A 13714-nucleotide genomic window follows, 5' to 3' on the forward strand; every position below is an offset into this window, starting at 1 on the left:
ACAGCTGCAAGTCTCACTTGTGGGTGTTATACCAGTGATACGACGCAAAAACAAATACGTTTCATCCGTTTATAGTGAATTTCGGTAATGTGCTTACAGGCTGAATTCGCTTGGACTCAGTCCCAGTACGCTGCAAATGTTCCGCACAACCGCTTTTTCCTGCTCGTCGAAATCACCATCAGCCGCCCCAATTGCAGAGCATACGCCTACAATTACGCGTCCAATTTCCGGTTTGTTGCTGAATTTGGCGATGGACTTCAGCGCTTCCTGCTTGCCAATCTCCGGAGAAAACTCGAAATTGCTGACATAGAAGTTGAACTGGTTAATGACATCTCTCATGTCAAATACCTTCAGTTCGTTGCTGAGATTCATATATCCGGCCATTTTGTTCTTTTCGGCTTCCTCAATCTTGCCGTCAGCAGCAGCTACCAGGGCACAGCCCGCAACAACCGCGTTCATGAAATCCTTATTTTTAAACTTTTTCACCTGTTCGGTCAATCCGCTTTTTGTGGTGTTCAACCAGTTTTTAAATGTGCTCATCGTATTCTCCTTCTATCATTAAGTGATGATAAACAAAAGATATCCCAGAGCCTCCTCTCCGCCGTTTCGACAGACATTTACTTAATGTTCCATATCCAGTGCTTACACTTCTAATATAACCGATTCATCGAGAAGATTCTACTTTGCCAGAATTTCACAGCACCTTGGACAGGAAGGCTTGTGTACGCTCATGCGTTGGATGACCGAACAATTGCTCCGGGTCCCCCTCCTCAACCACCACACCCTGCTCCATAAACAGCACACGGTCTCCCACCTCACGGGCAAAGCCCATCTCATGGGTAACCACCACCATTGTCATCCCTTCACGCGCCAAATCCTTCATGACCGCCAGCACCTCACCAACCATTTCCGGGTCAAGTGCAGAGGTGGGCTCATCAAACAGCATGATCTTGGGCTCCATGGCCAGCGCCCGGGCAATCGCTACCCGCTGGGCTTGACCGCCGGAGAGCGAGGCCGGATAGACCTCTGCTTTTTCCCTTAAACCGACCTTTTCCAGCAGCTCCAGTGCCTTCTGACGGGCTTGCCCGACAGGCCATTTGCGGACCTGAACCGGGGCGAGCATAATATTTTCGATTACTTTTTTGTGAGGGAACAGATTGAACTGCTGAAAAACCATGCCAAGCTCTGTGCGGATATCATTAATCCTAGTGGTTTTGGCCATCAAGGAAGTGCCTTCAATAATAATGTCGCCCTCTTGCGGCTGCTCCAGCAGGTTCAGGCAGCGCAGAAAGGTCGATTTGCCCGAGCCTGAAGGCCCGATCACCACCACTACCTCCCGGATATGAATATCGACGTTGATATCCGTGAGCACCTTGTGCGCCCCGAATGATTTGTGCAGATGTCTAACTGAGATCATAGGCTCCATATGCGGTTACACCTTCCGTTCGATATAATTGAGCAGCTTGCTGAGAGAATAGGTAAGAATGAAATAGATCAATGCGGCGGTCAAATACGGCTCCCATATCCGCAAATACTGGCCTTTCATCGTGTTGCTCCAATACATAATCTCCGGTGCGGCAATCAGCGCGAGCAGGGAAGAGTCTTTCACCAGCACAATAAATTCATTCCCGAATGCAGGAACCATCCGTTTGATAGCCTGCGGCAGAATGATAAAGCGCATGGCCTGAAATTTGGTCATTCCGAGCGAAACCGCCGCCTCCCGCTGCCCCGGATCAATAGACTGGATACCGGCGCGGAATATCTCGGCGGAATAGGCCGCTGAGTTCAGGGAGAGCGCTACAAAAGAGGTCATTAAAACATTGGTGCTGCCGTAAAACGCAGGGATCACCCCAAAGTGGACAATCAAAATCTGCACATACAACGGGGTCCCGCGGAAAAAGTTGATGTAACAATGAAATGGCCAGCGGAAATACGCCTTCGGTGCCATTTTCCCAAAACCAATGCCCAGCCCCAGAATAGAACCAAATATAATCGAGACAATAGATACACCAATCGTAAATGCCGTGCCCCTCAGCAATACCGGTATATAGTGAGCGATAATGTCAAATCTGAAATCCATAGGACTCTTCCCTTCTCTTCTACTTAGATCTTTCTCTTCGGTTCAAAAAAAGAAGCATACGCAATAGCAATCATTACGCATGCTTGGTTGTTCGTCCGCTTACTCTGCGTTCAGGAGGGTCTGGGTATCCGGCTCTTCACCGAACCAGGTTTTGTAGATTTCGGCATATTTGCCGTTCTCAATAATTTTCTTGATCGCCGGATCAAGCTTGGCTTTCCATTTACTTCCTTCAGGATATAAGATGCCATAATATTCAGAGCCGAAGTTTTCCTTATCGATGATCCCTGTCAATTTCTCTTTTGGGTTGTTCTTGATATATTCATTGACGATGGCGATATCGGCCACCACCGCATCGGCTCCACCTTTATTCAGCTCCATCAGGGCTACCGCATTGCTGTCAAAACGCTTCAGCTTGGCGTTGTCGACACCCATAATTCCGCTCATCAGCTCATCCGCCGTAGTCGCCGCCTGCACAGCAACCTTTTTATCCTTCAGGTCAAGCGCACTCTTGATGTCACTGCCTTCCTTAACCATAATCATGTTGGTGGATTCAAAATAAGGAATGGAATAATCATAGGTTTCTTTCCGCTCGTCTGTAATAGAAACCGAAGACAACCCGGCTTGGTATTCCGTGCCTTGCTTCACACTGGTCAGCATAGTGTCCCACCCCGTGTTCGTAACGGTATAGCCGATGCCGGCTTCTTCCATTACCGCCTTGATGAAATCGATGTCAAATCCTTTGATCTTATCTGTATCCATATACTCCATCGGTGCATAGCTCGCGTCACTAGCGAACTTAATCGTCTCCCCGCCGACGCTGCCACTTTCCGCCTTATTGTTGGAACCGCAGCCCACCATTGCGAGCATTATGAATGACATTAAAGCTGACACAATAAGCTTCTTTTTGATCCCCATTCTTCAATCCCCCTACTTATTCGTGTAATAACTTAAGGAGATTTTATCAGATTAAAGTAGTGATGACAATTAACTTTTCTTTTTAATGTAATGTTTTATAACGTGTTATCGTTATATTGTAACATTACCTCCCTTTGCCATCTTCTGCTACTTCACCTGCCCGCTGGAGGATCAATCCAGACTGCTGTCACAATTATCAAAAAAAAGGCACCGCCATGAGATGTGAATATCCCCGGCGGTGCCTTTGCTATGCTGTAATTCACTCGTTGTTATCTTTCATTAGAGTTGTACAGTTTAAAACGTCAAATCCCCGTCATATGATGCGATCAACCGGTACAGCTCCGGACGCCGGTCGCGGAAGATCCCCCACTCGATCCGGCCAACCTCCAAGGCATCCAGATCAAACTCACTGACCAATACGGTCTGTTCATCCCGTCCGGCTTCAACAATCTTGTTGCCCTGAGGGCCGGCGATAAATGAGGAGCCATAGAAGTTAATGCTGGACTCCTCATCCGTTTCCTCTCCGATCCGGTTGGAGGCCACGACAGGAATCAGATTCGCTGCCGCATGGCCCAGCATGCAGGTCTGCCAGTGGTCTTTGGAGTCAATCGACCCGTCCTGCGGCTCCGAACCAATGGCTGTAGGGTAGAACAAAATCTCCGCTCCCATCAGACTCATCACCCGTGCGGCTTCGGGGTACCATTGATCCCAGCAGACGCCGACACCAATTTTGGCGTAACGGGTATTCCACACTTTAAAGCCGGTATCTCCGGGATTGAAGTAGAACTTCTCTTCATAGCCGGGGCCATCCGGGATGTGGCTTTTGCGGTATTTGCCCAGCACCGTGCCATCGGCATCAATCACAGCCAGGGAGTTGTAACGGGCATAGTTTTTCTTTTCATAAAAGCTGATCGGCAGCACCACTTGCAGTTCTTTTGCCACAGCTTTGAAATGGTTCACTGCTTTGTTGTGCTCAAGCTCAGTCGCATAGGCATAATAATCCGATTTCTCCTTCTGGCAGAAATACGGAGTTTCAAATAGCTCCTGGAGCAGAATAATCTGCGCGCCTTGGGCTGCAGCTTCCCTAACCAGGGTTTCCGCCTTGCGGATATTCTCATCAATGTCACCGGAACAGCTCATTTGTGTCGCGGCTACTTTTACTTTTCTCACCATTCTGTCCTCCTTGCAAAAAATTATGATCTCCCGGCAGGCATCTGCTGGGTGGTGCAGTGTACATTGCCGCCTTCGCCAATAACGGCCATTCCATTCACTGTGCGGATTCTGCGGTCCGGGAACTGTGCGGCAAGCTTCTGTTCAGCAAGCTTATCCGTCTCTGCAGCAGTTCCTCCGAACACTGGCAGGATAATTCCGCCGTTCACAAAATAAAAATTCAAATAGCTGAGCGTCAGACGGCTGTCCTCATAATCCGTACGAGGCGGCTGCTGAATCGTGATGATCTCCAGTTTCCGTCCTTTGGCGTCCACAGCATTTTCCAGAATCCTCAAGTTCTCCTGGGTAATCGCGTAATTCTCGTCCAGCGGATCATCGCAGACCTGGATGATTACCTTGCCAGGTGCGGCGAAGCAGGCAATATTATCGACATGCCCATCGGTTTCATCACCGCTCAGGCCGCGTTTCAGCCAGATGATGGCTTCTGTACCTGTATATTTACGCACGTATTCTGCAATCTCTTCCCGGTCCAGCTCCGGATTGCGGTTCTTGTTCAGCAGACATTCCTCTGTGGTAAGAAGTGTTCCTTCACCATCGCTATGGATAGATCCGCCCTCCATGACCAGCGGAGCATCGTAACGGGTAACCTGCACCTGCTTCAGAATCTGTGGAGCCACCTCATCATCCAGGTCCCAAGGTGAATACTTACCGCCCCAGGCATTGAATTTCCAGTTCACACCTGCAAGTGTTCCATCCTCACCCTTAACAAAGGTTGGCCCATTGTCACGCAGCCAGGCATCATTATGCCGGATCGGCAGTAGCGTAACATTGTCTCCCAGAGCCAGCTTGTCCACCTGCTCCAACTCTTCCGGGTTCACTACTACGGTTACCGGCTCGAACTCGGCAATAGCCCGGATAATCTCGGCATAGCCGCCGCTCACGGCTTCATAATTGTCTGGAAACACCATGGAAGCCTGGACCGGCCAAGAAATAAAGGTACGTTCATGCTCTTCCCATTCGGGTGGCATTGTATAGTGTAACTCTTTGGGATACATTCTTATAATTACCTCTGCTATTCATATTTGGAGCGCGCGGCTGTCCCGGAAAAGCTCCTTACCCATCATACAATAATATGAGGATGCGCTCAATTGCCGGACAAGCAAATCCCCCTGGGAAAATCCAGGGGGATCAAGGCTTGGCTGTATTTTAGAGCTTGATCTGTTTCACTACATTTCCCGCAAAGTCCTTGATAATGAAATCCCCATTCTCCAGAATTGCGTAAGAATTGGGATGGTTCTCTTTTGGCAGCGAGATGGAGCCGGGATTCAGCACCGTGATGCCCTCCTTGACATCCGCAACCGGCAGATGGGTGTGGCCCTGAATAAACACATCGCCCGGTGTCAGCTGTGGCAGATTGTCGATGCTGAAGCCATGTCCGTGGGTGGCATAGATCTTCCGGCCTTCATGAAGGATCAGCACATAGTCACCCATCATCGGGAACTGCAGCAGCATCTGATCGACCTCGGCGTCACAGTTGCCGCGTACGGCCACCAGTGATTTGCCGTAGGCATTCAGCCTGGCAGCGACTCCTTGGGGATCATAGCCATCCGGCAGCGGATTTCGTGGCCCGTGGTACAGGAAATCCCCCAGTACAACAAGCGTATGCGGCTGCTCCTCTTCCGCCTTCAACAGTGCCTGCTCCAGCCAATGCAGTGATCCGTGAATATCTGAGATGAACATCAGTTTCATGACACATTCTCCTTTTCCTTGATGGTCTATAAGTTGAACTTTGGATTACCCAATCGGCCTTGGTCGTGGCTGCGGTGAATGTTTGGACTTCCGGCCGCTGTTATGTTTGGATTTCCTGATTTAAACCGTTGTTCACGGGTGAAATCCAAACATAGCCCACGCTTACGATGCCAGCTTTCCTGCAGAAAGCTCTTAGGCGGTCGCTACCACTCCTCCAGTTCCAAACTTCACCTCCACCACTTCTGACCCTTTGGTAGATCTTTCGTTCATCTTATATAGATTGTCCTATGTATCTAATTATTTTAACTCTCCTTGGGTCTCTAACGCAAAGCGGACGCCCCGCGGGGCGCCCTGCACTTTACATTCTAATATTATGAATTATGGCAGATTTGAAGAACCCATCAAGAACCGGTCCACCTCGCGCGCTGCCTGCCGTCCTTCATTAATGGCCCATACCACAAGGCTCTGGCCGCGCCGTATATCTCCAGCAGCAAATACGCCTTCCACATTGGTAGCCTGCGTTCCGAACTCGGCTTTGGCGTTGGTGCGCTCATCACGCTCAATGCCAAGCTGGCCCAGTACCGTTTCTTCCGGTCCGGTGAATCCCAGGGCAAGCAGCACAAGCTGTGCCTGGATGACTTCTTCACTGCCTGGAACCTCTACCGGCACCATCCGGCCCTGTTCATTCCGGGTCCATTCGATGCGCACGGTATGCAGTTCCTGCACATGTCCGCCGTCGTCACCGACAAAACGCTTCGTATTCACAAGATAACGGCGCGGATCATCCTTATACAAGGCAGCTGCTTCCTGCTGGCCGTAATCCACCTTCATCACCTTCGGCCATTCCGGCCAAGGGTTGCCCGCCTGGCGGGTAAGCGGCGCCTGCGGCATAATCTCCAGTTGGACTACACTGCGGCAGCCGTGACGGATGGAGGTAGCGACACAGTCCGTACCTGTATCCCCGCCGCCAATAACGACCACATCTTTGCCGGCTGCAGAGATGTATTCCCCGTCTGCGAGGCCGGAGTCGAGCAGACTCTTCGTGTTCAGTGTCAGGAATTCCATCGCCTGATGGATGCCCCGCAGCTCGCGCCCTTCCAGCGCCAGATCACGCGCCTGCGTAGAGCCGCCACACAGCACCATTGCATCATGCTCTTCTTTCAGCTGAGAGGCTTCAATATCCCTGCCAATCTCGGTCCGGGTAACGAAGGTAACGCCTTCTGCCGCCAGCAGGTCCACGCGGCGCTGGACAGTTTGTTTGTCCAGCTTCATATTCGGAATTCCGTAGGTCAACAGGCCGCCGATACGGTCCGCACGTTCATACACGGTTACACTATGTCCGGCTTTGTTAAGCTGTGCAGCACAAGCAAGACCTGCAGGACCGGAGCCGACTACGGCGACTTTTTTGCCGGTACGGCTGAGCGGCGGCTGGGGAACGATCCATCCCTCAGCAAAACCTCTGTCCACGATGGCCTTCTCAATCGATTTAATCGTGACCGGATTGCCATTCATTCCCACAGTACAAGCGCCTTCACAAGGTGCTGGACAGACACGTCCGGTAAACTCCGGAAAGTTGTTGGTCTTGTGAAGCCGTTTTAGCGCAACCTCCCAGTTGCCGCGGTAAACCATATCATTCCATTCCGGAATAAGATTATGCAGCGGACAGCCGGAGGCCATCCCGGAGAGCAGCCGTCCAACATGGCAGAACGGTGTACCGCAATCCATGCAGCGCGCGCCCTGCTCCTTCAGCTTCTCCTCGTCCATCTTCTGCGAAAATTCATTCCAGTTCTTAATCCGTTCCAAAGGCTCGCACTCCGCAGGAGTCTGCCGCTGATATTCAAGAAATCCTGTTGCTTTACCCATACCTGTCATCCTCCGAGTCTCTCTGATTGGCCGCCGAATCACCCAAAGGCGGCATTGTTGCCCCATTCGGCTCCAAAAAGACAGTTACCCTCTGTCACCGACTGATTATTTGTCACTGTAAAGCAGCAAAGCAAGAAGCTGTGTCAATGCGGTCTCCCGCCTGAAATGACTCTATAATATCATTTATTCTACATGGCTTAAATGAATAATGTCACATTTTTTAAATAAAATTCCGGGGATAAACAAAAGCACTGCAACCAATTGCAAAAAAAAGGCTCCTCCCTAAGCAATGAAGCCATGGAAAAGCCCTTATTTCTTTAGCCTTTATTTCTATGAGGTCACGATCAAACCAGGTTCCAGAACATCGCAGTATTAGCCACAGCAATAATGGTAAACAAAATGGTGTTCAGGAAAGAGGCGAGCCATACATTGTTGGTTTTTTCAAAGATTTTACGGGCATATAGAGCTGCTACTAAGAGAATTGGCACCATAGCGAACAATAGAATGCCGTTCAAGGATTGCCCTGGGTATAACGCTACTCCAGTGATGAAATCTTTGCCATAGTGAGCTGCCATCCAAAGAATAAGTCCACCTACATTCAAAATAACGGACAGTACATATCCTCCTTTTTGGCTTCGAGTATTCGCATTCAGGGCTACAACACTGACAAAGTAGTAGATCAGGAAAAATGGCATATAGCGCAGTGCAGTAATTAAATGCTCGATCTCAAAGGTACGCACTGCGAAGGTCCAAATCCGGAAGTCTGTACCCGCTGCCGCCTGTACTGCGAATAAAAGCAGATATCCTACAAAGACCGCTATAATTGCGGTACAAAGGCTGGCGACAATTGTGATGATATTCAGATGAATGCCATAGCCGCTGAATTTCGTACCGGCCTGCTTCTTGGAGAAGAAGTAGAAAGCAAAGGTTACGAAAGCAATAATAAGGCCAGAAACAACCGCCCAATAAGCAATCTGATTCGTTGTAGGCTCATTAAAATATGAACCAGTTGCAAGTATATGGTTCGCATTTTTAAAGATTAGCCACATAACCAATGATACTACCGCCAGCACAGCACCACCCATACCTATATTCTTCATTTTTGCAGAGGTGTTGGGGTTGGCCTTTTGGTTGTTTGCCAGAATGAAGCCTACGCCGGTTGCCACCAAACTGATGACCAGCAGAACCATGGAAATCACACGCAAAGTACTCATTCCGTTTGCTTCTTTATCCATTAGTGTTGAAAACAAAATAGCTGGGATCAATGTGCTGAACACGATAGCAGCCCAATATACGGTTTTCTGAATGCCAGTTGAAGGTGCACTAACGGTTGTTATGGAGGTTGTGACCGAACGCTTCAAGAACGGAGCCTTGAGCAGCAGGCTTGTTAGTGGAATCATTAATAGGAAGAAGCCGATTAAGGCAATGAAGTTGCCCGCTTCTTTCATCCACCAAATCTGATGTCCAGAACCAAGGTCGGCATTCGTTTGGTTGGGTGAGGTCACACCTTTAAAAGCATGGGCATAAAAATCAATTAAATTCGCGGTTGCTGCTGTAGAAAAGTGGTTCCATGGATGAATCTCATTTGGCGTAAATAGTACATGCTCACCCGTCTGCGAAGGACGTACCACCTTATCCTCGAGCTTCAAATCGCCGGATTCTACCTTATAAAACTTTCCGGCCTCGCCAGCCTGAATATCCGCCGAAAGACCAAGGAAAGCTTTACCGGAGAGGGTAGTTGCGAAATCCTTTTCTGTTACGGTACCCTTCACTTTCAGCTCAGCTGCACTTTTTTCCCCGTCAGACTTATTGAAGAAGAATTCATCGTACTTTCCTGCAATCATCCCTACAGTACGGCTTCCAAATGCCGCTTGAATCTGGTCTTGGGGAGCAACCGCCGAAGCGTAGGAGAAATCCGCTCCAGCAGAAATCCCTGCATAAATCATACGCTGACCGGTCTGCAGAGCGTTTACCTCATCCATGTACATAGCCAATAAGGAGGAGAATCCACCCATAGAGTGGCCGCTGACAGCGACATAAGCGTTGCCTTTATCGTCCTTTTTGGTGTAATCCTGCGTGAATATATACTTTGATGCATCAAATTGTGAATAAATCCAAAAAGTACTAAACAGATCCTTCACAGGTATGTCACTCTCCCACCGGGAGTCACCGTGATCATACATGTCCAAGGCTAAGACGATATATCCTCTTCTGGACATTTCAATTGCAGGTGCATCTTGCATTTCTTTGGTGTTCAGATAACCATGTGTCGTAATAATAACGGGTCTGGGATCATCAGCTCCTGCTCCTTTAGGCATGTAGAGCAACCCTGAGAGCGTTCCGTGGTCCGCTTTGAATTTAATTTCTTTGACCTTCACCGAGTAAAACGAGGTATTGAATAGGCTGGCAAGAAGGCTGCCAAGGAGGATCAATACTAAAGATAAGGCTAGCAACCCATTCGGTTTTTTGAAGATTGAAACCATTTTTCTCATCATTGTAGCTCCTTTGTATTCAAGCATGAATAAACATATGATCAGCAGCACTGAAATGTAAACGCTATCAATTCAACTCAAATCCCGCTACCTCCTGCCGTGGGCACCCCCTCATAAAACCGCTTTCAAAAAGCTCATAATCTAATCTCCTCCTGTAATATGAAAAATTTAATCAATCAATTAATTAGAGTATATAGCAGGTTTTTACTCTTGATAGTGGAATATCATAACTAATAATTATAATTCTCAATCGTAATTCTTTGTACTGGTTGCAAAGAATGGTATCCTATTGTTATAGGCTTGGTCATCATTTCACTACTCCCTACACAACGTTGCTCCGGAGGTGCAAATCTTTTGATACATGAGTCTTTACGAATTAACAAAATTTTAGACCTCAAGAAATGGAAGCGCCTTCAAGATTCTCTGGCTACAGTGACCAAATTGGCCATTCTGACGGTTGACTATAAAGGCATCCCTGTCACCACTCATAGCAGCTGCCAGTCGTTCTGTCAGAATGTGCGAAAGGACCCGGAGTTGCTGCCTTATTGCCAAAAATGCGATTCACGCGGCGGTCTTGAAGCGGTTCGCTTAAATGCCCCTTACGTTTATCTGTGCCATTTTAATATCGTGGATATTGCTATTCCAATCACTGTTGATGATAAATACCTCGGTGCTGTAATGGCAGGACAAGTTAAGCTCTCAGATCCTGAGAACGGTATGGAGCTGGAGCAAATTGTAACTTCCAAGAACAAATCTTTACCTCTAGTCAAAGGGGAGCGTTTGAAGGAACACTATGATAATATTCCCACCATGACCTATGAAGAAGTCGTTAAAATATCCAATATGTTATTTCTGCTGTGCAATTATATTATCGAAGAGGCACTCAATAAAAATCTGCTTGTTGAAATGTTTGAGAAAGCTTCCGGAAATGATGAGGCTTTAAATATCTCCACCATACTGCCTGGCTACACCATTAAAAATATTGAATCCATTAAAAAAGAAATGACTAACGCTATCGCTGATGCCTATCTAAAAAACACTTCAAATGATACAACGATTTGTACCAACTCAGTTCTCAAACCCGCTTGTGACTATATTTACAGTAATAAAAGTGAAAATATAACATTAACGCATATGGCTGAGCTTTGTCATATCAGTCCCAGCTATTTCAGCAGGCTTTTTGCTAAGGAAACGGGAGAGAACTTTACGACTTATTTGGCACGACTCAAGATCAAATGGGCTAAACAGCTGTTGGAAGTAACCGATATGCCTGTTTCTCAAATCAGCGATGAGCTTGGCTTCAATGAACCGGGTTATTTTATTAAAACCTTTAAGAAATTCGAAGAAATCACGCCTGCCATCTATCGTAAATATTATAGAGAGGAGAAGGCTCCATAAGAAAAAAGACAAAGCTCTTTCCATATGAAGCGCTCACCTTTATCCTGCTCAAAAAAATGAAGGGGAGTGCTAACCCCGAACGGCCAGAACGACCATTCCGAGACCTTTAACGGTCAGTTGCCCCTCTGTCCCCAGTACTGTCAGTTCTTCCCCAAGCAGCGGCTCCCATACCCCCAGCGGCGGCAGCGAAAGCGTTGATCCGTCCGGATTGGTATTGTAGACCACGTACAGGTGCTTCGCTGCATCACCTCCGGCATGCTCCCGCAGCGTATATGCCACTGTACCCGCAGGCGCCTTCTCGAAGATTAGCTTCGCACGAATTTCCTCTGCACTGTGCAAGCGGAAGGCGGGATGTGCCCGGCGCAGCGATATGAGCTTTTTCATGTAAGCAACCTCGTCTGCATAAGCGGCGCAGCGCTCCCAGTCCAGCCAATTGATCTCTACCGGTGATTTAAAGCTGTTCTCCACACCTTCTTTGGTACGCATAAATTCCTGCCCGGCATGAAGGAACGGAATCCCCTGGCTCGTCAGTACCATGGCTGAAGCCAGCCGGTGCATCGCCCTGCGCTGCTTGTCGGATACTCCGGCAGAGGACAGGACAATTTTATCCCATAAGGTATGATTGTCGTGACATTCCATATAGTTCACGCACTGCCGGGGCTCGTCGGCAAACTGGCCGATAGTCTGTCCGTACACCACTCCCCCTGTAATGCCTGTCTTCACCGCCTGTTCCAGTCCCGACCTGCCGCCGATAAACCCTGGTTCCTCATACCTGAAAATGTTGCCTTTCACCGCGTCCCGAAAACCGTCGTTAAAGTGTCCGATTCCCGGCAGTGCGTCTGCGTTGCTCTGATTGGCCAGCCGGTCCGCGGAAAGCTCGGTCTCCATGATCCAACCCTCGCCGATGGTCATGATCGAAGGGTCGACTTCATCCAGACGGCGGCGGATTTCCGCCATCGTGTCAATATCAATCAGGCCCATCAGGTCAAACCGGAAGCCGTCCATATGATATTCTTTGGCCCAGTAGAGGACCGAATCCACAATAAACCGGGACATCATGGTACGCTCGGAAGCGACATCGTTGCCGCAGCCCGAACCGTTCGACAGACTGCCGTCCCGCTTGTAACGCAGATAATAGCCGGGAACGAGCTTGGTGAAATTCACACGGTACCCGTCATACACATGGTTATAGACCACATCCATGATTACGCGCAAACCACGGTCATGCAGCGCCTGGATCATGGTTTTGAGCTCGGTAATGCGCACACCCGGCAGATACGGGTCTGACGCGTAAGAGCCCTCGGGCGCGTTATAATTCTTCGGATCATACCCCCAGTTATAGTGCGGCTGATCCAGCTTGGTTTCATCCACGCTCTCTGTAGCGAAGTCATAGACTGGCAGCAGCTGAACATGGGTCACCCCAAGATCGGCAATATGATCAAGCCCGGTCAGAATCCCCCCGGGACCCCGTGTTCCGCCTTCGGCGAGACCCAGAAATTGCCCCTTGTAGGCAGTCCCGCTGTCCGGATGAATGGACAAATCCCGCAGATGAAGCTCATAAATGACTGCATCCACAGGACTCGCCAAAAGCGGCTTATCCTCAGTCCAACGCTCTGGATCCGTCTTACGCAGGTCAAGAATTGCCGCTCTGTCCCCATTTACGCCGACTGCACGTGCGTACGGGTCCGCTGCCTCATTCCACTGGTCCCCGATACGTACACGATAGGTATACAGCTTGCCCTCCAGATCACCGGAAACCGTCAGCCTCCAGGTCCCTCTCACCTCACGTATCATGGGCAGGCGGTCCCCGGCGGTCTGCTGCCAGGAGTCATATAGCACCACTTCCGCCTCCTGCGCCGTGGGAGCCCATAGACAAAAGGCGGAGTAAGCAGAAGTATAGATGAGGCCAAGATCTTCTCCGTTATAGCTGAACAGTTCGTCAAAATCCTGGTCGAATACGGAAATGCCTCCGGTAGCTGCAGGATCCCCATAAAAGATGGTTTCTTCCATTTCCCTTTGTACTGACAAAGCAATCTGTCCCCTTTAC

The 13714-nt window shown here is 49.1% G+C and carries 11 protein-coding genes; 1 reads left to right on the forward strand and 10 read right to left on the reverse strand.

From position 1 onward, the window contains the following. Positions 1–93 precede the first annotated feature (93 nt). The 9 genes from ACTJKB_RS21515 to ACTJKB_RS21555 form a co-directional block, all read right to left on the reverse strand. Complete coding sequence (locus ACTJKB_RS21515) at positions 94–540, reverse strand: tellurite resistance TerB family protein (RefSeq protein ID WP_440836419.1); 447 nt, start codon at positions 538–540, stop codon at positions 94–96. A gap of 154 nt (positions 541–694) precedes the next feature. Then, positions 695–1417, reverse strand: a complete 723-nt coding sequence (locus ACTJKB_RS21520; RefSeq protein WP_440836420.1) for an amino acid ABC transporter ATP-binding protein — start codon at positions 1415–1417, stop codon at positions 695–697. A gap of 15 nt (positions 1418–1432) precedes the next feature. Continuing rightward, positions 1433–2080, reverse strand: a complete 648-nt coding sequence (locus ACTJKB_RS21525; RefSeq protein ID WP_074113945.1) for an amino acid ABC transporter permease — start codon at positions 2078–2080, stop codon at positions 1433–1435. A gap of 99 nt (positions 2081–2179) precedes the next feature. Beyond that, a complete protein-coding gene (locus ACTJKB_RS21530; protein ID WP_440836421.1) occupies positions 2180–2995 on the reverse strand; it encodes a transporter substrate-binding domain-containing protein in 816 nt (271 codons plus the stop codon). Between the two features lie 294 nt (positions 2996–3289). Then, positions 3290–4165 (reverse strand): N-carbamoylputrescine amidase, encoded by an 876-nt coding sequence (gene aguB, locus ACTJKB_RS21535; RefSeq protein WP_074086870.1) that lies wholly within the window; start codon positions 4163–4165, stop codon positions 3290–3292. A gap of 23 nt (positions 4166–4188) precedes the next feature. Continuing rightward, on the reverse strand, positions 4189–5220 hold the full coding sequence (locus ACTJKB_RS21540) for an agmatine deiminase family protein (RefSeq protein ID WP_440836422.1): 1032 nt from the start codon (positions 5218–5220) through the stop codon (positions 4189–4191). Between the two features lie 151 nt (positions 5221–5371). Beyond that, positions 5372–5914 (reverse strand): phosphodiesterase, encoded by a 543-nt coding sequence (gene yfcE, locus ACTJKB_RS21545; RefSeq protein WP_440836423.1) that lies wholly within the window; start codon positions 5912–5914, stop codon positions 5372–5374. Positions 5915–6292: 378 nt separating this feature from the next. Beyond that, on the reverse strand, positions 6293–7777 hold the full coding sequence (locus ACTJKB_RS21550) for a glutamate synthase subunit beta (RefSeq protein ID WP_440836424.1): 1485 nt from the start codon (positions 7775–7777) through the stop codon (positions 6293–6295). A gap of 344 nt (positions 7778–8121) precedes the next feature. Continuing rightward, a complete protein-coding gene (locus ACTJKB_RS21555) occupies positions 8122–10269 on the reverse strand; it encodes an alpha/beta hydrolase family protein (RefSeq protein WP_440836425.1) in 2148 nt (715 codons plus the stop codon). Positions 10270–10623: 354 nt separating this feature from the next. On the opposite strand from ACTJKB_RS21555, the gene ACTJKB_RS21560 reads away from it, so the two are divergent. Continuing rightward, positions 10624–11667 (forward strand): PocR ligand-binding domain-containing protein, encoded by a 1044-nt coding sequence (locus ACTJKB_RS21560; RefSeq protein WP_440836426.1) that lies wholly within the window; start codon positions 10624–10626, stop codon positions 11665–11667. 69 nt (positions 11668–11736) lie between these two features. Here ACTJKB_RS21560 and pulA read toward each other — a convergent pair whose 3' ends face one another. Further along, positions 11737–13695: a type I pullulanase gene (gene pulA, locus ACTJKB_RS21565; protein ID WP_440836427.1), complete on the reverse strand. Its 1959-nt coding sequence runs from the start codon at positions 13693–13695 to the stop codon at positions 11737–11739. Positions 13696–13714: the final 19 nt, after the last annotated feature.

The organism is Paenibacillus sp. 22594 (genome assembly GCF_052044425.1).
Lineage (GTDB): Bacteria > Bacillota > Bacilli > Paenibacillales > Paenibacillaceae > Paenibacillus_AQ.

Bases quoted from the DNA above. Each gene is read 5' to 3' on its own strand.
- ACTJKB_RS21520 (WP_440836420.1), bottom strand. From the start codon at position 1,417: ATGATCTCAGTTAGACATCTGCACAAATCATTCGGGGCGCACAAGGTG.
- ACTJKB_RS21555 (WP_440836425.1), bottom strand. From the start codon at position 10,269: ATGAGAAAAATGGTTTCAATCTTCAAAAAACCGAATGGGTTGCTAGCC.
- yfcE (WP_440836423.1), bottom strand. From the start codon at position 5,914: ATGAAACTGATGTTCATCTCAGATATTCACGGATCACTGCATTGGCTG.
- ACTJKB_RS21515 (WP_440836419.1), bottom strand. From the start codon at position 540: ATGAGCACATTTAAAAACTGGTTGAACACCACAAAAAGCGGATTGACC.
- ACTJKB_RS21540 (WP_440836422.1), bottom strand. From the start codon at position 5,220: ATGTATCCCAAAGAGTTACACTATACAATGCCACCCGAATGGGAAGAG.
- ACTJKB_RS21530 (WP_440836421.1), bottom strand. From the start codon at position 2,995: ATGGGGATCAAAAAGAAGCTTATTGTGTCAGCTTTAATGTCATTCATA.
- ACTJKB_RS21550 (WP_440836424.1), bottom strand. From the start codon at position 7,777: ATGGGTAAAGCAACAGGATTTCTTGAATATCAGCGGCAGACTCCTGCG.
- ACTJKB_RS21525 (WP_074113945.1), bottom strand. From the start codon at position 2,080: ATGGATTTCAGATTTGACATTATCGCTCACTATATACCGGTATTGCTG.